Raw genomic sequence first — 21,682 nt, 5'->3', positions numbered from 1 at the left:
ACTGATTATTAGTTGAACCAATCGGGCTTTTACGGGCAGTTTATCCCACACCTAACTTCTTTTCTTTCTGCAGACATTTGAGGTGGGGGTTTTACTGCCCACGAATAGCGGGATAAAATAAAAAGTCATCCAATTTTGTCTCACTACTAAGGACATTTTGGATGACTAAAGTTCAATTTTCTTTTTCATTTGTAAATATTTCTCCTATATAACTTCTTTACAGTTTATACAAACTGACTTTTTCATCAGCTAATTTTAAGCCTAAAGCTTTTCATTTAATAACTGTAATTTAATATTTGGTGCCCTGTTTTCTAATCTGGATTCTCCGTAGACAACTGGAATTTGAAATTGAAATTTCTTTGTTTCATGTCGATGTAAGTATACAGGTTTCGGTACTTTATAACTCTGTACTTTCTGATTTCCATCTTGATATAAAACGAGCTGTAATGCTTGTGAATGATTTTGATAGTTTTTTAAAGTAATGAAACAATTTCCCGCAATGTTATCTCCCTTTTTCTCGAATGTACATTTACTATCCTCTTTTTTGTATTCGATTGCTTCTGTCCCCTTTTTGCCTGTGTAATACCATGTTTTATCAAGAGTTTGGAGCATTTTATTTAGAAAAAATGGCATTCCTATAATCACTACACACACAGTCGTTACTTTTATTTTATTTATTTTTTGTAACCAATTAGAATCCTTTGTTTTCAGCCATTTCACAAGAAATAGAACAGAAGTGAACTGTAATACAAACGACAAAATCCATATATTAGAAATTTTATAATTCATATAAATATGCGTATCTGCTGGAATACTATACGTTTGGAACAACTTTTCTCCGATTGACTCATTATCACCTGGCATCTTTATTAATAGTAATACTCCTATACTGTAGGAAATGGCTACTAACCTATCATATTCAATCCGAATCATTCTCTTTTCCTTCCCCCTTTGTTTTATTATCGATTTTAGCCAACAGTACAGGAATATACAATCTTTTTATATTAAATAACATGAAAAAAGTTCTTTATAAATATATAAAGAACTTTAATTATATAAATACAAATTAAAAAACTGACATAACACCCTTCTTTTTAGGTGGGAGAGGGCATCCGTTCATGCATAGAAGCGGTCAGATCCTTTTCCTGCCCCATGCCCCATGCCAAATGAAAACAAAGAGAGCAAACGAGTGCAGGTCCCCTTTTGTTATCCGTAGCCGCGGGTATATGTCGAAAAATCAAAATGGATTTATATATATAAAATATGAAAAGAAGAATTCACAATCAATTTTATGATCATTGTAACAATACCTTTATGAAGTTTTCACATCGAGACTTCCTCAAAATATGTTGGATCATGTATCGTAATTTTTTTACCGAGAATTGTAACTATACTATCATTTTTTAATTGTTTTAACACTCCACTAACTGTTTCACGAGACGTTCCAGACATTTTAGAAATTTCAATTGTTGTGAATGGACATGGAATTACAATCTCTTCTCCCTCTTGTTCTCCTAAATCGTTCATTAAGTAATTTAACGTCTGAATGACACGATCTTGTGCATTTGGAATTGTAATATTTTGTACACGACTTTCATTTGCTTTCAGCATAGAAGATAATTGGTGAACAGTGTATATAAGCTGTTTTCGGCTTGATTTAACCATGTCTTCAAAAATAATAGTAGGAATATAATATACATCTACGTCTGTCATTGCTACAGCCGTATAATTATATGCCTCATCTGTAAACATACCGCTATAAGGAAACATAGAAAATCGCTTTACATAGTCTTCATATAATAAATTTCCACTTTGATTGACTCGTTCTAATTTTACAAATCCATCTAACATAAGGTAAATTCGTTCTCTTGAATCGCCTTCTAGAAATAAAAATTGACCTTTTTTATAGGTTCGCCAATAAATAAGTTCTGTTAGACTCTTCAATTTTTTATCTGTTAAATGAGCAAATAATTCAAATTGCTTCAAGTCTTCAACTACGTTTCGCCTTTTCATAAAACTCCCTCTTTCTATATATCGGAGTGAAACTTAAAGAAAGCGCCTTCAAAAATTATTTTATCATAATTAATTTCCGAATTGTTTGTTTATCATGAATACTTTATGAACGTTAATTACATAAAGTGGAACTTTGATCAATGGAGGTTTTCTTCATCCTCCACCTAACTTCTTTGCTTCCTGCCGAACTTTGAGGTGGGGTATTACTGCCCGTTAATGCGGGATAAAAATAATTTATACACAAAAAGAATGAAGCAAATCACTTCATTCTTTTTATACATATAGAAGGTAATAGTGATGAAAGAGTTGTATTTTATACGCAAACACATGCATCCTGCTTAGAAATAATAGTACCCGCATTTTCTTCTAATGCGTCATACACTTTTTCTAGTGAGGTAATAATCGTTTTTCGCTTTGGATCTGTATTAGCAAAGTTGATAGCAGCTTGAATTTTCGGGAGCATACTTCCTGCAGCAAATTGATTATCCTGTATATATTGTACTAATTCATCAACTGTAACAGCCTCTAATTTCTTTTGATCTGTTTTATTAAAGTTTATATAAACATGATCAACTGCAGTTAAGATAACAAGTGTATCGGCATCTACTAATTCAGCTAGTTTTTGAGCAGCAAAATCCTTATCAATAACAGCCTCAGTTCCTTTTAATCCCTCTTCAGATTCAATAACCGGAATTCCTCCACCTCCAACAGCAATTACTATATTTCCATCCTCCACTAAAGAATTAATTACTTTATGTTCATGAATACTCACAGGCATTGGTGATGGTACAACGCGTCTCCAACCACGTCCTGCATCTTCTTTAAATACCGCTTTTGTTTCTTCCATTAACTTTCTTGCTTCCTCTTCTGTATAAAAAGGCCCAATTGGTTTTGTTGGATTTTCGAATGCCTCATCCTTTTCATCTACAATAACGCGTGTTATAACCGTCGCAACATCTTTTTTTATTTTACGCTTTTTCAAAGCCTTTTCAATCGCATTTTCCATCCAATACCCAATCATCCCTTGGCTCATTGCACCACAAGTATCTAATGGCATTGCAGGTGTTTTTTCCGTATCCGCTGCTTTTTGTTGCAATAAAATGTTGCCTACTTGCGGACCATTTCCATGTGCAATAACAATATCCACATCATTTTCCATAATTTTAGCAAGTTGTTCCGCTGTTTTTTCCAATGCTTCTTGTTGCGCTTGTGCAGTAGGATTTCCAGATTGTATCGCATTTCCTCCTAATGCAACTACGATTTTTCTCCGTTTCATACTTCATCCCTCCAATTGGTTTCATGTTTACAAGATCTTATACGAGAATGCATCCCGTTTATTTAAAAAGTAATATTACCTGTAATCAATCCATAAATCGCAAAAAATGCTAAAGCTCCAATGGCTATAGAGGAAGCAAGTTCAACACGAGTAAATATTTTTTTTGGATTCGTTTGTTTTTGAACATTGTAAAAGATGAAAATTCCTGGTGCATATAAAGTCATTGTTAATAATAAATAATCTAAACCAGCTGCATAAACTAACCAGACTCCATAAATACTCGCAACCAAACCAATTACTATATTCTTTGTTCGATCTTTTTCTTCAGATTGTAGACTATACTTAAATTGATAGAATGCCGAAAAGGCATACGGAATTAAAATGGCAGAGGAAGCAAGAGAAAACGCAAAATTATATGCTTGATCTGAAACAACAAATGTTAACAAGAAGACTTGAATTAAACCGTTTGTTAACCATAAAGAATTTACAGGGGCTTTATTTTTATTTTCCTTCGCAAACCATTTCGGAAATACGCCGTCTTTAGCAGCTAAATACGGAATTTCAGATGCTAGTAAAGTCCACCCTAACCAGGCACCTAATACTGAAATAACTAAACCTAAGTTAATAAAAATGGCTCCCCATTTCCCAACAACACTTTCAAATATATATGCCATTGATGGGTTTTTCAGATTAGCAACATCAGCTTGCTGCATGACGCCTAGAGATAATAATGTAAGTAAGATGTAAATAATGAGAGTACCAATTAATCCAATGACAGTCGCTTTTCCAACGTCGCTTCGGCTTTTTGCACGACTTGATAGGACAACGGCACCTTCTACTCCGATAAATACCCAAAGAGTTACAAGCATTGTACTCTTAACTTGGCTCCCTACTGATGCCCAGGAAAAAGTAGCTCCTTGTCCCCAAAATCCATCTAAGAAAATATCAATATGAAATGCAAAGATTCCTACAATAATAAACACAAAAACAGGGACTAATTTTGCTATCGTTGTTACTAAATTAACAAGTGCTGCTGATTGCACACCTCGTAAAATTAGCATATGAACACACCATAGTAATACACTCGCTCCAATAATCGAAGCTACATTTTGACCACCTTCAAAGATTGGAAAAAAATAACCGAGTGATGAAAATAACAATGTACCGTAAGCTACGTTTCCAAGCCAAGCGGACAACCAATATCCCCATGCACTGTTAAAGCCCATAAAATTACCAAATCCTGCTTTTGCATAACTAAAAATGCCACCATCTAAATCTGGTCTTTTAACAGTTAAGTTTTGAAATGATAATCCAAGGGCGATCATACCAATACCTGTTATAATCCAACCAATAATAACGGCACCCGCACCGGCACCTCTTGCCATATCACTGGCTAAGTTAAATGCTCCACCACCTATCATGGAACCAACAACAAGAGCCGTTAAAGTAAACAGTCCTAGTTTCTTTTCTTCACCCATTACACTCACCTCTCTTTTATAAGATAGGAATAGATAAAAATAGTGAATTATGTGGTATAAGGGAGAATAAAGAAGGAAGATTCTCCTCCTTCTTTATTCCATATTTCCTAAAGTAGCTGCCATAACCGCTTTAATTGTATGCATTCTATTTTCTGCTTGATCAAATACTTTTGAATGCTCACTGCGGAATACTTCATCGCTTACTTCCATTTCTTTCAATCCATATCTCTTGTATGTTTCCTCTCCATACATCGTTTCTACATTATGAAATGCAGGTAAACAATGTAAGAAAATCACATTTTCATTTCCGGTTTTTCTAAGCATTTTCATGTTTACTTGATATGGCTGAAGAAGTTCAATACGTTCAGCAAATTTATCTTCTTCCCCCATAGATACCCATACATCTGTATAGATAACGTCTGCACCTGCAACAGCCTCTTCGATGTTACTTGTTACCATTACGCGGTCATTATACTTTTTCGCTATATCAATTATTTCCTGTGCTGGCAATAATGATTCTGGGGAACAAATACGTACTTCCATTCCAACAATCGCTCCACCAACTAATAAGCTATTAGCAACATTGTTACGTCCGTCTCCAACGTAAACCAGTTTGACGTTTTTCAAGTGTCCTACATGTTCTTTTATTGTTAACAGATCTGCAAGTGTTTGGGTTGGATGCCACATGTCCGTTAAGCCATTCCATACTGGTACACCAGAATGTTTTGCTAGAGATTCCACTGTAGAATGCTCAAATCCCCGGAATTCAATACCATCAAACATACGTCCTAAAACTTTTGCTGTATCTTCAACAGACTCTTTCTTTCCTAGCTGAATGTCATTTTTACCTAGATACTCAGGATTTGCACCTAAATCCGTACATGCCACCGTAAATGCACAGCGTGTACGAGTTGAAGTTTTTTCAAATAAGAGCGCAACATTTTTACCGGCTAAATAACGATGTGGGATGCCATTTTTCTTTTTCTCTTTTAATTCTGCTGCTAAATCAAGAAAGTATAACAACTCTTCTTCTGTAAAATCTTTTTCTGCAAGAAAACTTCTTCCTTTTAAGTTTGGTTTTGTCATTAACATAATTCATCCCTACCTTCTCTATTATTTGTACTAAATATCTTTTCGAACAATTGGCATACTCATACAACGTGGACCCCCACGACCGCGAGACACTTCAGAGCTTAATATTTCGATAACTTCTATACCCTGCTCGCGTAATAAAGAATTTGATACATAATTGCGATCATATGTAACAACTACTCCCGGTGCAATTGCTAACGTATTAGACCCATCGTTCCATTGTTCACGAGCAGAAGCAATAACATCTCCTCCTCCGCAAGGAATGAGTACCAATTCACTTAAACCTAATACTTCTTTTAAAGCCTCAGTTAAAGATGTCCGGTGTGTAATTTTGAGAGTCTCTTCATCCTGTCCTTTTTCTAAAATATAAATATTCATATTTCCCTTTGGACCTTGAATAGCTGGATGAATCGTAAATTTGTCATAATCAACCATTGTAAATACTGTATCTAAGTGCATAAACGCACGACATTTTGGAATCTCTATTGCTAGTACCTTCTTAATTTTATCTTGACGACTAAATAAATTTTTTGCTAAACGTTCGATTGCTTTGGCAGAAGTACGAGCGGATACTCCAATCGCAATTGTTTCATCATTTAAGATAAGTTCGTCGCCACCTTCAATTGGAAACTTATAGTCACGATCTAACCAAACCGGCACATTATGACTTGCAAAACGTGGATGATGTTTAATAATATATTCCATAAATAATGATTCACGTCTACGTGCTGGTTCTCTCATTTGGTTAATAGTTAATCCGTCACCAATTGTCGCTGCTGGATCCCGAGTAAAATATAAATTCGGCATTGGATCCAAATAGAATGGATAATGATCTTCCATCAATTCGTAAAGGTGTGTTTTCTTACTGGTTTCAATTTCGTTTTTACGCACTCCACCCATAATTTTTTGAATCAATTCTTCATTTGAAAAGGAAAGTAAATATTCTTTTAAAGTTTGGTGTGCAACATTTACATCTGCTTGCCCTTCTTCTAAAATACGATCAACAAATTCTTCCCGAAGCTTTTTGTCAACTAACGCTTCAGCTGCTAGTTTCTCCAAATAAAGAACCTCAACACCTCGATTGCGTAACGTTTGTGCAAAATAATCATGTTCTTTTTGAATAATTGGTAAGTATGGGATATCATCAAATAATAATTGCTGTAAAAATTCTGGTGTTAAATTTTCAACTTCTTTACCAGGACGTTTTAGTAAAACCGTTTCTAACTCTCCAATTTCTGAAGTAACATGTATCGGATGTTTCATTTGTTGTACCTCCTTTTAAATTTGTTTGCTGCCTTACAATTACATAATAAACGGTATGTACATACACCTCCGTGAAAACGCTAACATTTCAAAGTGAAATATTTCACAAGTTATTTTTTTAATATATATATGTTCGTATTTTTATAAGTTCTTTCATCTCATAAATGAAAGAACAGCCGTATATTACGTATATTAAATGCATATTGGTTTACTATTTTATATTAAAATTCTATATAAATACAAATTAAAAAACCGACATAAACCCCTTCTTTTTAGGTGGGAGAGAGCATCCGGCCATGCATAGAAGCGGTCAGATCCTTTTCCTGCCCCATGCGAAGTGAAAACAAAGAGAGAAAACGAGTGCAGGTCACCTTTTGTTATCCATAGCCGCGGCTTATATGTCGAAAAATCAAAATGGATACATATATATTCTTTATAAAGTGAAACTTTAATTAGTGGGGGTTTTCTTTATCCCCCGCTGATTATCAGCCCTTACCAATCGGGCTTTTATGGGCAGTTTATCCCCCACCTAACTTCTTTGCTTTCTGCAGAAATTTGAGGTGAGGGTATTACTGTCCGCGAATAGCGGGATAAAAAAGACTGTTTCTAATTATAATTAGAAACAGTCTTTTCATTTACATAATCAACTTTATTCTACCTTCTAAAATTTCCCTATCTTCTTTTGATTGAGAAATCACAAGACATGTATCATTTCCACATATACACCCTATTTTTTCTTTCCAGTTTAAAGAATCTAATAAAGCACCAATCACATGAGCATTACCTGGCATTGTTTTAATAATAGTTAGTTGATCTATATAATCGATCTTTACAACAACTTCTCTTAACTTTTTCTTTAACTGCATATCGACTTGTAGACTATCTTCTGTAAAAATCTTATATGTTACTACCCCTGTTGAAGAGGTTGCCTTTATTAAATTCAATTCATGAATATCTCGAGAAATAGTTGCTTGTGTAACTAATACCCCTTGCTCCTCTAACAACTCTACCAATTTCTCTTGTGTATCTATTTCATACTCTCTCACCAATTGTTTAATTAACTGTTGTCTTTTCTCCTTTTTCATAAAAGACACCCTTTCAAATATTATAACTTTATTATATCTTGCTATAATTTTCATATAAAAGATACGAAGACAAATGTTACGGAAACGTTCATAGTTTTAAATATTTTTTATAACAAATTCATCTGTAATCCATGAAATATTCTCTCCTATACAGATCACAAATGTATTCAAACATCAATCATTTAAGATAAATACAAATTAAAAAACCGACAGAAAACCCTTCTTTTTAGGTAGGAGAGAGCATCCGGCCATGCATAGAAGCGGTCAAATCCTTTTCCTGCCCAGACATAGTGAAAACAAAGAGAGAAAACGAGTGCAGATCACCTTTTGTTATCTATAGCCCCGGCTATATGTCAAAAAATCAAAATGGATTTATATAGTAAAAAATGGGCCAACCTTTCTAGTATCCTCTGCATCTAAACAATGTTTTTTCGCAAAAAATAAAGGGTTTTGCCGTTTTATGACTAATAACAAAAATAAGGGGCAACATTTGTAAAATACAATTTTGACTGGAGGATTGGTATGATTCAAGTTCAAAATCTAGTAAAATCATTTGGCTCACTAGACGTATTAAAAGGCGTCAATTTAGAAGTAAAGGAAAAAGAAGTTGTTGTTTTAATCGGTGCCAGCGGTTCAGGGAAAAGTACTTTACTCCGCTGTCTCAATTTTTTAGAAATGTACGATGAAGGTGAAATACACTTACAGGGAAAGCGAATTGATCCAAAGCATACAAACTTAAATACAGTCCGCGAAAATGTTGGAATGGTATTTCAGCACTTTAACCTCTTTCCTCATATGACCTCATTAGAAAACATCATAGAAGCACCTATTCACGTTAAGAAGCTAGAAAAAACAAAAGCTCAAGAAATTGGAAATGACTTATTAGAAAAAGTCGGCTTGCAAGACAAAGCGAACGTAACGCCACACCTTTTATCTGGTGGTCAAAAACAACGTGTCGCAATCGCAAGAGCACTTGCGATGAATCCAAAAATTATGCTGTTCGACGAGCCTACATCGGCTCTTGACCCCGAACTTGTTGGAGAAGTACTACAAGTTATGAAAGAACTAGCTCAAGAAGGAATGACAATGGTAATTGTTACGCATGAAATGAACTTTGCACGAGATGTAGCAGATCGAGTCATCTTTATGGATGATGGACAAATTGTGGAAGATGCAGCACCAGAACAATTTTTTTCAGCACCATCAAATGAACGAGCAAAACAGTTTTTACGAAACATTTTATAAAACGCAACTTCCATTAACAAGGTTCTTCATTCGACGCTGATGGTCAGTTTAACGATTTAAACGCTTACGGGCAGATTAGCCTCCCCACCCATAGAAACTTTTCCATAGCATCTTGAAAATACGGCCTTACTGCCCGTATGTGCAGGATAAATATAAAGGAGGGGTTTTATGAAAAAGAAAATGTTTACTGTTTTTGCAGCGATTACGTTATGTACATCTTTAATACTTGGAGCCTGTAGTAAGGAAAGTAGCTCAACTTCGACAAGTGGAGAGAAAGAATTTCGCTATGCAATGAGTGGTTTATATAAACCTTTTAATTATAAAGAAAATGACGGAAAACTCGTCGGTTTTGATGTTGAAATCGGTGAAGCACTTGCCAAAAAAATGGGCATGAAACCTGTTCCTGTTACAAATCCTTGGGAAACATTAATTCAAGGACTGAAAGCAAAAAAATATGATGTGATTTTAGGAAGTATGGCAATTACAGAAGATCGCTTGAAAGCCGTTAACTTTACGAATCCATATTATCGCTCTGGCGCCCAAATTTTCGTTGCTAAAAAGAACAATGCTATCTCTTCAGCAGAAGATCTAAAAGGGAAAAAAATTGGTGTTGTAAAAGCAAGCACATTTAAAGCACTTGTTGAAAAGCATACAGATCAAATCACAGAATACGACAGTGATATTACGGCTCTTATGGACTTAGAGCCAGGTCGTGTAGATGCTGTTATTACCGATCAAATGGTAGGTCTTCGCATGATAAAAGAGGGAAAATCCAATATAAAAGAAGCTGGCAAACCGTTGAACCTTGATGAAATGGGTATTGCAGTTCACAAAGATGATAAAGAAATGGTGAAGAAAGTTAACAAAGCATTAGATGAAATCATTAAAGATGGCACATATGAAAAAATTAGTAAAAAATGGTTTGGTCGTAATATTCTTGGAGAAGAAGCTAAGACGAAATAAAGTAACGCAATCCTTTTCATAACTTGAAAGTGCTTATATCACTTAGCCTTTATTATCCTTAAAAAGAATGATCTATGTTTAATCCATAAGCTATGCCCCACCTGACCCGTGGGGCATTTGCATCTATTTACTAAAATACAATTTATTTAAATTGAGGTGACCCTAATGATTGAAATTTTCGTATCTACGTATCCAACATTTCTAAAAGCAGTTGTCATTACACTGCAATTAACATTAACTTCACTGCTACTTGGTTCATTAATTGGACTCCTATTTGCCTTCTTTCGCATTTCCAATAATAAAGTGCTAAATAGTATTGCAAATGTATATATTGCGGTTATCCGTGGCACACCACTTATTGTTCAAATCGCTATTCTTTACTTTGGTATTACATCTGTTATCGTCTTCTCCCCATTTTGGGCAGGTGCAATCGCTTTAGCGATTCATAACGGTGCATATATTACAGAAATTTTTCGTGGCTCCATTCAATCAGTTGACCGAGGGCAATTAGAAGCAGCCCGTTCTTTAGGAATGTCTTATCCACTCGCTATGCGTCGTATCATTTTGCCACAAGCTTTACGCTTTTCTATCCCACCGCTTGGCAATCAATTTATTATTGGTTTAAAAGATTCCTCACTTGTCGCATACGTAGGAATGTCTGAGTTATGGGGCTCTGGTTTATCTATAGCTGCAGCTAACTTTCAGCAATTAGAAACGTATATTGTTGTCGGTACCTATTACCTTGTGCTCGTACTTTTGTTTACTTATCTCGTAAATCAATTAGAAAAACGACTACAGCGTAAACAAAATAATTCTACGCAAGTCAATACGAAGAAAGAAAAAGCAGTTTCTTTATAAAGTGAAACTTTAATCAGCGGGGGTTTTCTTCATCCCCCACTGATTATTAGCCCTCACCAATCGGGCTTTTACGGGCAGTTTATCCCCCACCTAACTTCTTTGTTTTTTGCTGAACTTTGAGGTGAAGGTATTACTGCCCACAAATAGCGGGATAAAAATAAAACGCAAGCTACTTTTTCTGTAGCTTGCGTTTTATTTTTATAGGGTTTCTATACTATTATTCAGTAATCATTGATTCACTTTTTTAACAGCTTCCTGTTCTTCAATGTGTTCCTGACGATAGGAAATATTTTCAGGGTCTAACCCATGCCCTAAAGAACCGTAGAAATGCTCTCTATGAGGATCAATTAATTCACTATCTTGATAGTACACACGAGGCGTGTTCCAAAGCGCTACCATTGCTTTCGTCATTGGCATTTCATGATAACGCTCCGGCCACATTTCTTTAATCTTCTCTTTTACTAACGGATAATATTTTGAACTCATAGCAGGGAACAAATGATGTTCTGTATGATATGAGAAATTGAAATGCAAAACGTCAACCCAGCGCGGCACTGTTACAGACAAACAGTTAGCTAGTGGATCATTCACAGGAACGATTGGATTTAAGCGATGATTTGTTGCAATATATCCCATTACGATAAAGTTTGCGATAAATAATGGAATGATATAGGCAAAAAACCACTTCCCAGGACCCATAATAAATAGTAAACTAATCCACACTGTCCACGGCAAAAGAAGCTGAAGCCATACGGATTTTTGATTCGATGACTTAAATTCTTTTATAAAATGAAAGAACATCCGAGTTGAATGCAATGTAAATTGAATTGTTAGCGACAGAAAACTAAAGAAAGAACGCACATGCAATGGCAAATGATATACCCAGCTCAAAAATTTACTTTTCTTTAACTTTTCAAACGTCGGCCAAGCATCAGGATCGTTCTCTTCATGTTGCGTATGCACATGGTGAGTCGCATTATGCCACTTTCTCCACAATTTTGGACCAGTAGACAACGGCATAAATGCAATCGCTCCCAAAAAGTCGCGAAGCCAAGCCTTTCTCACAACTGTACCATGCAAAATTTCATGTCCTAAAAATCCAAGTGAAGCAAAGCATAACCCAAGAACAATTGCAATCCCGAGATTTGCCCACACATTCAAATCAAATAAACCAATCGTTACTAATCCAGCTACCGCCACAAGTAAATAAGCCAGTCCACCAAACAGACGGGTTGGAACTGGTTTAAATGCTTTTTTTGGCAAATGCGGCGTTACACGTGCTGCATACCATCCAAACGTATGAAGCTCCTTCATCCTTTTGCCCCTTTCTTATGCCGCGCTTACGCAACTTGCATAAATCAATTCTTGTTTCCAGATTGATAACACTACGTACTTACAAAAAGCATTTATAATAAGTAAATCATACTCACTCTATTGTCACTCATTTTTGCTTTTATTATCAATGAAAAACATTTCTCTTTTTACTCTTTATCAACCTTTCCACATGATGAATCATATCAATAGACTTTCCATATTGTCAATAGCTTTTATGACCTAGTAATAAAATGTGGTTATATTTTTATAATTACTTTGTATTCCACCAAAGGAAAAACGTAGATTTTATAGGCATCTACCCATTATATATATAAATAATCACACATATAATGAAGCCACCTTTACTTAAGAATATCTTATATATGAATATGAATTCCGCTTTATAAAATTGAATATTCCCAAAATGCATTCGTAAAATACACACATTTTTTTATTATATTAAAATAGTTTTTCTGTTTGAAAAAATATTTATATAACATTTTGATTTTTCGACATATAGCCGCGGCTATATGGATAACAAAAGGTGACCGCTTCTATGCAAATCAAATCCATTCCTTCTCCTGAACTAAGAATGATGTACATAAATTCTATAGCAATTGGAAAAATTAAGTAATACATTGATCTAAACTAGGAGGACTATACTTATGGAAACACATTCATTTCCCCAATTCCCGGAACCGTACTGGCGAGATTCTACTACACTGCCTACTTTTCCTAAGCTATCAGAAAATATAAGAACAGAAGTTGCGATTATCGGCGGAGGCATTACAGGAATTACTACCGCTTATTTGCTTGCAAAAGAAGGTATGAAAGTTACTTTAATTGACTCTGGAAACATTTTGAATGGAACAACGGGACATACAACCGCAAAAATTACAGCGCAACACGATCTCATTTATGATGAGCTTATGAATCACTTTGGAACCGATAAGGCCCGTTTATACTATGAAGCAAACGACAAAGCACTGCAATTTATAAAAAAAACTGTGCAAACTCATAACATTGATTGTGACTTCACCGAAGAAGATGCCTACTTATATACAAATGATACAGAGAACCTTCGAAAGTTAACAAAAGAATACGAAGCTTATAAAAAACTAAATATCCCTTGTGAATACGTCGAATCTATTCCCCTTCCGGTCCCAATTCAAGCAGCACTTGTGATGAAAAAACAAGCACAATTCCATCCACTTCGCTATTTAAAAAGTCTTGTAGAGCAATTTATTGAAGCTGGTGGAATTATCTATGAGCAAACAACCGCGATCGATGTAGAGAAAGGATTTTATCCACAAGTTATTACAAAAGATGGTCATCGTATCACGTGTGGGTATATAGTCTCTTGTTCACATTTCCCATTTTATGATGCAAACAGCTTTTTCTTTGCGAGAATATATGCCGAACGCTCCTATGTTCTCGCAATAAAAGCAAAACAAGACTATCCCGGAGGCATGTACTTAAACATTGATAATCCAAAGCGTTCCGTACGCTACACAACAGTAGATGGAGAAAAACTCATTCTTATTGGCGGAGAAAGTCATAAAACGGGGCAAGGAATTAACACAATGCTGCACTATGAAGCGCTGCACTCTTTTGCAGAAGACACGCTTGGGATAGATGAAATTCCTTACAGATGGTCAACACAGGACTTAATCACACTAGATAAACTTCCTTACATCGGCCATATCAATGAAAACAACCCAAACATATTCGTCGCAACAGGTTACCGAAAATGGGGCATGACAACTGGAACAGCAGCAGCACTACTACTGAAAGCTTCCATTACAAAAGTAGATAGCCCTTACAAAGAACTATTTGCTCCGTCACGATTCCATGCAGATCCAGATATTAAAACATTTGTTTCTCAAAACCTAGATGTCGCGAAACATTTGATTGAAGGCAAATTAGAATTTGCTCTTCGCAAACCAGAAGACCTAGAAAATGGCGAAGGTGCCGTTGTAAGAGTACATGGAAAGCGTGCTGGTGCTTATAAAGATGATGATGGAAAACTACACATCGTCGACACGACTTGTACGCATCTTGGCTGTGAGGTGGAATGGAATAGCGGTGATTGCACGTGGGATTGTCCTTGTCATGGATCAAGATTTTCGATTGATGGCGATGTGATTGAGGGGCCAGCGGATGAACCGTTGAAACGGGTTGACGGAAATTAACTTCCTATAAAATAAACTTAACTATGTAATTGAAACAGTTACTTTATTATGCATTTCATCCCATTATTTATGTATTAATTGGACTAACTGGTATTGGCTCAGTTGGAATCACTCAAATATTAAATGCATATGTAACACAATACTTTCCTTCGCATGCTCGTGCTACATCGCTAGGATGGGGACTTGGTCTTGGACGCATCGGTGCAATCGCTGGACTCCTTGTATCCATTGCTGTTTTCTTTATACCTAACAAACAAAGGAAAATCAGCTAATAGAAAAAGAGCACCAAATTATCGGTGCTCTTTTTCTATTTCAAATAACATATCCCGAAACAACACATCTAACTTCTCAACACCTATCCCCGTCCCTTTTTCAATCCCTTTCACATACTCCTGATAATACGCAATCTGCCCTTCTAAAAATTCATTTAATACCGCAATTTCCGGTCCAACATCCAGCTCAACACCCGCTTTTTTCTTTACTAGTAAATCTTCAATTTCACTTACGATTATTGAATCCAATGTTAGTTCAGTTATCAACCGCTCAAACTCCACCGGTGGCAATGCCCCTTTCTCTTCTAACCACTTACAAGCTAAAATCGGACGCAGTACGTAGAAGTATTTTTTCAATTTGACTCTCTCACCTTGTAAAAATTCACGATAATTTTTTGATGCCATATGTAAGTAGTGATAAATCGTTGCTTTTGGATCAAAATCATTTTCGCTCATCTTCTGTAAGCGGTCTGGAAAGTCAGATTGCTTGGAATAAAAAATTGGGGAACGAATCCACTCTAATAGCGCTGGATTTGATTTTGCAAATAACCGCAGTGCTTTTCTAATATCCCAGCCACTTATATCTAAAGCATCATTAATTGGGTATTCAATGACATCACGTTTTTCATTTATCGATAAATACCAATCTACTGGATGAATATATACAAAACGAACATCATAATCACTATCTTTCGATGGGAATCCCCATGCCCTGCTTCCTGATTCAACTGCAAATAGGATTTTTACGTTGTTCTCTTTCTCGATTCTCTGTAGTTCAAATTGAATTTTCTCTTTCATATGTATCACTCTCATTTTCTGATCATTTCCCCGGAAATTCGACAAAAATAATAGAATTCCTTCATTATGTTGAAAACTATATTTCCTATCGTTTCTTCTCTAGAAAAATATACCATATAAGATTATAGCAATTCTAATCCGAATCCAGCTTTCTATATAAATACAAATTAAAAAACCGACATAAAATACTTCTTTTTAGGTAGGAGAGAGCATCCGTTCATGCATAGAAGCGGTCAGATCCTTTTCCTGCCCAGACATAGTGAAAACAAAGAGAGAAAACGAGTGCAGGTCACCTTTTGTTATCCATAGCCGCGGCTTATATGTCGAAAAATCAAAATGGATATATATACAAAATGGACCACCTTTTAAAAGTGGTCCAGCTATCGTTATTTCTGCCCTTGAGCAACAAGCTTGGCAATTCGCTCAAACTCGCTCTGTATTTCTTTTTTATAAGCATCTACCTTTGTAAAATCCATCGCAGCAATATAGATGCGCTCTAATTTATCTCGCACTGCTTTGGCTTTCGCTAAGAAAGACATTGCTTCATTCATTTTGGTTTTGTATTGAATGGAAACATCACGAATTTCCGTAGCGTATTTTTCATCGGTTCCTGGAGTAACAATAAGATCATACATATCAATAATCTCATCGCCTTCTCGCACCGGAAAATATTCATGCGGTGCTGTACTATCAAAGATGGCAAACCCTAATTCTCTTACAATAATCATATCAAGGCTATTTGGATCAAATCCACAATGATATACCTCAACATCAAAACCTTTTTCTTCGGCTGCGACTGCTATTTTTTTTAACATCGTTGATTTTCCAGAACCAGGACGCCCTTTTATAAAATAACGATTCGGAAGACCTTCTGTTAAATTTGGAACAAAATCAACCGCACCCTTTGGCGTTGCAGCTCCTAAGAAACGATGTTTCACAATCGCATGTTTCCCTTGTTTATCCGTGAACAGTTTTTGAATGAGCTCTTCTGTTAGTTCATTCGCCTTTTGAAAATTAATATTATCAATATAAATTTTCTCCCAATCATCATGAACTGCTAACGCTTCTTGAAAACATGCATACGCAGATTGGAACGCACCACTTGCTTCTGATACATAACGTGTAATTTCATTTTTATACTTTCGCAAGTGCTCTGAATCCCAAGCAACTCCTAGGTTTACGTATTCTTCCACAACGCCAGGCACTTTCGGCTCAATAACATGCGGTGCGGTGCCATCTACAATCCCTACTTTTAATTTTGGAATAATCACACCATCAATCGAGTTATTATCAGACGAACAATGTAGCAGTTCAATATCATATCCTCTTTCAGCCCATTCGCGGCCAATCGCTTTCATCAGTGATGATTTCCCTGTTCCTGGTCCGCCTTTTAAAATGAATAATCTTTCAAGCCCAATTAAATTTTCCTCATATAAGCTATAAAAACCTCTCGCTGTGTTACCACCAGCATAATAATTTAAAATTCTCCCTGTCACTGCACTCACTCCTTTGCAGAAGTTTACTTACATAAGCTACAATATGCATCACCCGTCAATTGGGTGAACACCTATTTTTTTCGTCTTGCAATAGAAAAGGAAATGAATTACAATCAAAATAACGAAAATTCTTAATTTTAAAACTTAATAAAACTTCTTATCGAGAGAGGCAGAGGGACTGGCCCTTTGAAGCCCGGCAACCTCAGTTTATACAAACTGAACAGGTGCTAAATCCTGCAAAATGCATTGCATTTTGGAAGATAACACATGAATTTACATAACTGTATGTAAAGCCCTTCTTTCTCGGTTGAAAGAAGGGCTTTTTATTTTTACCTAACACGAATGGAGGAATACAAGTATGAAAGTTATCGATTTATCACAAACATTTGAAAATAATATGTCTCAATTTCCTGGAACACCACCGATTCATCTAGAACCGATTACAAGCGTGGAAGAAACCGGGTTTCAAGTAACAGATTTTCATTCAGTTGTTCATGTCGGTACACATTGTGATGCACCCGCTCATTTTATTTCAGGAGCAACAACAATCGATCAACTACCGCTTGATCAGTTTGTAGGCGAAGCCATTCTCATTGATGTAACACATGTGCAAGAAAGAAAATTATCAAAAGAAGTGTTACGTGATGTTGAAGTGAAAGAAGGAGATATTGTGATTTTCCATTCCAATCTCTCAAAAAAATGGAATACAGAAGCTTATGCAGAAGAAGCATTCTCTCTCTCTGAAGAGCTTGCTGAAGAATTAGTGCGATTACAAGTGAAATCTGTTGGATTAGATTTCATTTCACCAGATGAAGTCACAACGGAAACATCACCTATCCATCATATTTTATTAGGTAATGATATTTACTTAATCGAAAACTTAACAAATTTAGATGCGATTGGAAAGCAGCGTTTCTTCTTTTCCGCAGCACCTCTAAAAATTAAAAATAGTGATGGTGCTTTCGCGAGAGCATTTGCTGTTATCTTTTAGTTCATCACAAAAAAGCAGAGACCATTATTGATCTCTGCCTCGATATTTTCTATTCCAGTTCAAGAATAACTGTCCAATTCGAGGACGGATCCAAGAAAGATAATCTTTGTCTTTCTTTTTTGTACAAATAATTTCTTCCCCATCAATCATCCCAACAAGCTCTAATTCTAACAGTTGTCTCGTAAATTCGAGAATATTCACTTTTTCTTCTGGGTACTCTTCCTTTAACTTTTCTTCAATTTCTCCTAGTAAAAACCCGTCACGCATCATCGCAAGTGCATCAATACAAAGCGGCGGCATTTTATAAGCTTCTCCTGTAACTGTATCTTTTACAATATAATTCTTTTCATCTTTTTGAAATTGAATCGTGTGTAAACATACATTTGACCATAATGTTAACTCCATCCATACCACCTCTTTCATAATATCAGCATAGAAAAAGGATGCGTGCGCATCTCTTTTTTCACTTAAAATCAAATTTTATTTAAATCTAAATAATTGAAACCGGTACATTAGCTATATGCTACATGTCGATATTTTCCTCCATTATAAACGAAGTGTTTTATAAAAAAAAGCCTTCTTGAACCTTTTATAAAATGTTTATATTTACACAACAAGAGCACTTTTCTGACAAAGTGCTCTTGTTCTCATATATTATATAATCGGTAAGATTATTTCAACTTTTGTTCCTACGCCCACATTACTTTCAATTTTTATATCCCCTTGGTGTTCTTCAATAATTTTATATGTAATCATTAAACCAAGACCTGTTCCATTCTCCTTTGTCGTGTAAAACGCTTCACCAATTTTCTTTATTTTCTCTCTATCCATACCGCACCCTTCGTCTTGAATACAAATACAAAGGTGTCCTTCACCAGTTTTATACGCATGAACGTTTAAATTTCCGCCATTCATCATAGATTCGATTCCATTTTTCATAAGATTTAATAGGACTTGCTTTAATTGTTTTTCATCACCGTTTATATGAGGTAAAGGCTCATCTGTTTGTATATGAATATTCACAGCATATTGCATTGCATAACTTTCCATCAATTGAACAACATATAACAAAATCTTTTGCATATCACACAATTGATACGTTATTGGTTTTGGCTTTCCAAATAACATTAACTCACTAACAATTCCATTAATCCTCTCAATTTCTTGTAACATAATGTCATAGCTAACAACATCAGTAGGATTACGGTCTTTTTGAATTTGAGTAAATCCTTTTAAAGCGGTTAATGGGTTTCGAATTTCATGCCCAATTGCTGTAGATATTTTTCCGATCAATACCAGGTTTTCAGTTTGTTTTATATTCGTTAATGCTTTCACCACTGTGCTAACATACGATTGGAATCTCTTTAATAAAGAACGTGAAATAATGAAAAAAAAGATGCATAGCACAAGAGGAATGACTACTTTTAAATCCCATAATAATAAAGCAAAGAAAACATACTTGCCAATCGCACCAAAAGAGACTAAACAAAAGTATTTTCTATTTGCAAAGACTGGTGCAAAAAGTATGAAAAATATCTCTACTATGTTTCCATTTTCAAATACTCGATCCGTACGTAAATAAATCATTAAATTATTAATCAAATCAATTAGCATATACCCAATAAAAAATAAATATTTCACAAAATAAGTATGATCCCTTTTTTGGAGATAAATTGAAATTGGGAGTAATGAACCTACAAAAATATATACTCCAATTCCCAATCCACCTTCTGGCCATCCGACCTGTGCTTCATTTATGTTCATTGCAGGATATATAAAATAATATATAATGTCATACAACAAAAATATAAAATAAAATAATATTAAAAATACCTTTAAAGCTTCCTTTTCTTCTTAAATCAAACTTTGAAACTTATTCATATGAATACTCCTTTTAAGCGGTGCAACAGCATATTACATTTCACTTGCTAGTGCTATAAATTATACTTATGAAATTGCTTTCAGAACAACATGCATCTGTCTAAACATATTAAAAACCTTATATTATACAGCTACTCTCATAAAGTACGTGCATTCTCTAACTATATAAATCCATTTTGATTTTTCAACATATAAGCCGCGGCTATGGATAACAAAAGGTGACCTGCACTCGTTTTCTCTCTTTGTTTTCACTATGTCTGGGCAGGAAAAGGATCTGACCGCTTCTATGCATGGTCGGATACTCTCTCCCACCTAAAAAGAAGGGTTTTATGTCGGTTTTTTAATTTGTATTTATATAGCAGGGCTCTCTTCAATACCTAGCATAATATTAGCCCCCTACTCATTCACTCAAGTTGATTATTTCATCATAAAAAAATACCGTTTCGAGATGTTTATCCTATACATCTTAAAACGGTATTTAAAAATGACACCATATAACATTTGGAATACAAAATGATCTAGTCCTCGTCTTTCACATCCATATCCTCTGGAATTGGTTCATTTAAGATTTCTTCCACTAACTGCTTATATTTTTCCATTTGCTCTAAGTGCGTATTGAATTGTTCTTTATTAAGCAAATATTGCTCACCGTCATACAAAGCTCGAATACGCTTTTGCTGAACTAATTCTTCAATATAAGATTCCGGAAGATTTAAATATTCCGCTGCTTCTTTTATCGTTATATACAATGGAGTCATTCCTTTATTATTTTTTATTATTTCCACATGATTCATCGTACTTTATTATAACTTAGTTTTGTAAATGAAATAAAAAGTTTTTGTAAATACAGATCAAAATGCAGGTGATAGCATACCAGATATTGTATAATAATATAGTGAGCCTAAAAACAGATAACAATCATCATTCATACAAAGGGGAGTTAAAAATGAATACACATCACATTCTTACAACATTAGAACAATCTTTACAGGCTGAAACAAAACACACTGCTTCTAAGTTATCTCAAGCTCTGCCGAATCGTATTATTCAGCAAACAGAGAATACAAATGAAGATGTTAGCTACAACACAATTGGAGAATGGTACGCAAACCATTTCTTATTCCAACAGAATGACTTTCTGTGGGCGAAATACACTTACTATGACGCATACTGTGAAGCGTTGCAAAACCAAGGATACCTTACAAAACGTGTACGTAACATGCTAGAAGCAGTCGCTAGAAGACATGGGAAACAATATATTGCTTCTATACAAAATGAGCAATTTCCTAATTACCGCGAAAAAGGAACTGCATGATTTGTTGAATGGCACAACTTACTCAGAACAAGCTACATGGACTCTGGGGATATTTACAAATGAAAGGTTCACGTCTTTTTGATGTATTCTCTTCTTTCGAGAATACATCAAAAAGACGTGAACTTAAGAAACTGGTGTAATAAAAATGAT

Annotated in this window: 18 protein-coding genes, 2 pseudogenes and 1 riboswitch; of the genes and pseudogenes, 7 read left to right on the top strand and 13 right to left on the bottom strand. The window is 35.2% G+C overall.

Annotated features, from left to right (window positions below; genetic code table 11):
* Nucleotides 1-261 precede the first annotated feature (261 nt).
* From QRE67_RS02325 to argR, 7 genes are all read right to left on the bottom strand, one after another.
* Nucleotides 262-933 (bottom strand): ABC transporter permease, encoded by a 672-nt coding sequence (locus QRE67_RS02325; RefSeq protein ID WP_286123361.1) that lies wholly within the window; start codon nucleotides 931-933, stop codon nucleotides 262-264.
* Between the two features lie 390 nt (nucleotides 934-1,323).
* Nucleotides 1,324-2,013, bottom strand: coding sequence for a Crp/Fnr family transcriptional regulator (locus QRE67_RS02320; protein WP_286123360.1), 690 nt, complete (start codon nucleotides 2,011-2,013; stop codon nucleotides 1,324-1,326).
* 313 nt (nucleotides 2,014-2,326) lie between these two features.
* Nucleotides 2,327-3,289, bottom strand: coding sequence for a carbamate kinase (arcC, locus tag QRE67_RS02315; RefSeq protein ID WP_286123359.1), 963 nt, complete (start codon nucleotides 3,287-3,289; stop codon nucleotides 2,327-2,329).
* A gap of 62 nt (nucleotides 3,290-3,351) precedes the next feature.
* Nucleotides 3,352-4,767, bottom strand: coding sequence for an arginine-ornithine antiporter (gene arcD, locus QRE67_RS02310; protein ID WP_286123358.1), 1,416 nt, complete (start codon nucleotides 4,765-4,767; stop codon nucleotides 3,352-3,354).
* A gap of 93 nt (nucleotides 4,768-4,860) precedes the next feature.
* Nucleotides 4,861-5,859: an ornithine carbamoyltransferase gene (gene argF, locus QRE67_RS02305; RefSeq protein ID WP_286123357.1), complete on the bottom strand. Its 999-nt coding sequence runs from the start codon at nucleotides 5,857-5,859 to the stop codon at nucleotides 4,861-4,863.
* A 30-nt stretch (nucleotides 5,860-5,889) separates the two neighbouring features.
* A complete protein-coding gene (gene arcA, locus QRE67_RS02300; RefSeq protein WP_286123356.1) occupies nucleotides 5,890-7,122 on the bottom strand; it encodes an arginine deiminase in 1,233 nt (410 codons plus the stop codon).
* 635 nt (nucleotides 7,123-7,757) lie between these two features.
* Entirely contained in the window at nucleotides 7,758-8,207 is a 450-nt protein-coding gene (gene argR / locus QRE67_RS02295) for an arginine repressor (protein WP_286123355.1), read from the bottom strand.
* Nucleotides 8,208-8,729: 522 nt separating this feature from the next.
* Between argR and QRE67_RS02290 the strand changes: the two genes are divergently transcribed.
* From QRE67_RS02290 to QRE67_RS02280, 3 genes are all read left to right on the top strand, one after another.
* On the top strand, nucleotides 8,730-9,452 hold the full coding sequence (locus tag QRE67_RS02290; protein WP_286123354.1) for an amino acid ABC transporter ATP-binding protein: 723 nt from the start codon (nucleotides 8,730-8,732) through the stop codon (nucleotides 9,450-9,452).
* A gap of 168 nt (nucleotides 9,453-9,620) precedes the next feature.
* Complete coding sequence (locus QRE67_RS02285; RefSeq protein WP_286123353.1) at nucleotides 9,621-10,415, top strand: ABC transporter substrate-binding protein; 795 nt, start codon at nucleotides 9,621-9,623, stop codon at nucleotides 10,413-10,415.
* Between the two features lie 165 nt (nucleotides 10,416-10,580).
* Complete coding sequence (locus QRE67_RS02280) at nucleotides 10,581-11,273, top strand: amino acid ABC transporter permease (protein ID WP_286123352.1); 693 nt, start codon at nucleotides 10,581-10,583, stop codon at nucleotides 11,271-11,273.
* A gap of 228 nt (nucleotides 11,274-11,501) precedes the next feature.
* On the opposite strand, the gene desB is transcribed toward QRE67_RS02280, so the two are convergent.
* Nucleotides 11,502-12,587 carry a Delta(10) desaturase DesB gene (gene desB, locus QRE67_RS02275; protein WP_286123351.1) on the bottom strand — a complete coding sequence of 362 codons (1,086 nt, stop codon included), beginning with the start codon at nucleotides 12,585-12,587 and terminating at the stop codon, nucleotides 11,502-11,504.
* A gap of 665 nt (nucleotides 12,588-13,252) precedes the next feature.
* Between desB and QRE67_RS02270 the strand changes: the two genes are divergently transcribed.
* Nucleotides 13,253-14,779 carry an FAD-dependent oxidoreductase gene (locus QRE67_RS02270; RefSeq protein ID WP_286123350.1) on the top strand — a complete coding sequence of 509 codons (1,527 nt, stop codon included), beginning with the start codon at nucleotides 13,253-13,255 and terminating at the stop codon, nucleotides 14,777-14,779.
* Between the two features lie 62 nt (nucleotides 14,780-14,841).
* Nucleotides 14,842-15,051, top strand: a pseudogene (locus tag QRE67_RS02265) (MFS transporter); the annotation flags it as partial.
* Between the two features lie 18 nt (nucleotides 15,052-15,069).
* Here QRE67_RS02265 and QRE67_RS02260 read toward each other — a convergent pair.
* Both QRE67_RS02260 and QRE67_RS02255 read right to left on the bottom strand, forming a co-directional pair.
* The gene (locus QRE67_RS02260) at nucleotides 15,070-15,849 is read right to left on the bottom strand and encodes a nucleotidyltransferase domain-containing protein (protein ID WP_286123349.1); all 780 of its coding nucleotides are present in this window, start codon (nucleotides 15,847-15,849) and stop codon (nucleotides 15,070-15,072) included.
* A 386-nt stretch (nucleotides 15,850-16,235) separates the two neighbouring features.
* Complete coding sequence (locus QRE67_RS02255) at nucleotides 16,236-17,345, bottom strand: PRK06851 family protein (RefSeq protein ID WP_286123348.1); 1,110 nt, start codon at nucleotides 17,343-17,345, stop codon at nucleotides 16,236-16,238.
* Nucleotides 17,346-17,499: 154 nt separating this feature from the next.
* Nucleotides 17,500-17,612, top strand: a riboswitch (SAM riboswitch).
* Nucleotides 17,613-17,703: 91 nt separating this feature from the next.
* On the opposite strand from QRE67_RS02255, the gene QRE67_RS02250 reads away from it, so the two are divergent.
* Nucleotides 17,704-18,336, top strand: coding sequence for a cyclase family protein (locus QRE67_RS02250; RefSeq protein ID WP_286123347.1), 633 nt, complete (start codon nucleotides 17,704-17,706; stop codon nucleotides 18,334-18,336).
* Nucleotides 18,337-18,360: 24 nt separating this feature from the next.
* Here the strand turns inward: QRE67_RS02250 and QRE67_RS02245 are convergent, their stop codons facing one another.
* The 3 genes and pseudogenes from QRE67_RS02245 to QRE67_RS02235 all read right to left on the bottom strand — a co-directional run bounded on the left by QRE67_RS02245 (nucleotide 18,361) and on the right by QRE67_RS02235 (nucleotide 20,975).
* On the bottom strand, nucleotides 18,361-18,741 hold the full coding sequence (locus QRE67_RS02245) for a hypothetical protein (RefSeq protein ID WP_286123346.1): 381 nt from the start codon (nucleotides 18,739-18,741) through the stop codon (nucleotides 18,361-18,363).
* A gap of 249 nt (nucleotides 18,742-18,990) precedes the next feature.
* Nucleotides 18,991-20,217: pseudogene (locus QRE67_RS02240) on the bottom strand (ATP-binding protein).
* Between the two features lie 518 nt (nucleotides 20,218-20,735).
* Entirely contained in the window at nucleotides 20,736-20,975 is a 240-nt protein-coding gene (locus tag QRE67_RS02235; RefSeq protein ID WP_286125174.1) for a helix-turn-helix domain-containing protein, read from the bottom strand.
* Between the two features lie 188 nt (nucleotides 20,976-21,163).
* Here QRE67_RS02235 and QRE67_RS02230 point away from each other — a divergent pair, with 188 nt between their 5' ends.
* Nucleotides 21,164-21,532 carry a hypothetical protein gene (locus QRE67_RS02230; protein ID WP_286123345.1) on the top strand — a complete coding sequence of 123 codons (369 nt, stop codon included), beginning with the start codon at nucleotides 21,164-21,166 and terminating at the stop codon, nucleotides 21,530-21,532.
* Nucleotides 21,533-21,682 lie beyond the last annotated feature (150 nt).

It is taken from the genome of Bacillus sp. DX3.1 (genome assembly GCF_030292155.1).
GTDB lineage: Bacteria > Bacillota > Bacilli > Bacillales > Bacillaceae_G > Bacillus_A.
Note: the sequence above shows the minus strand (reverse complement) of the source record. Positions and strands in the feature narration are given on the sequence as shown.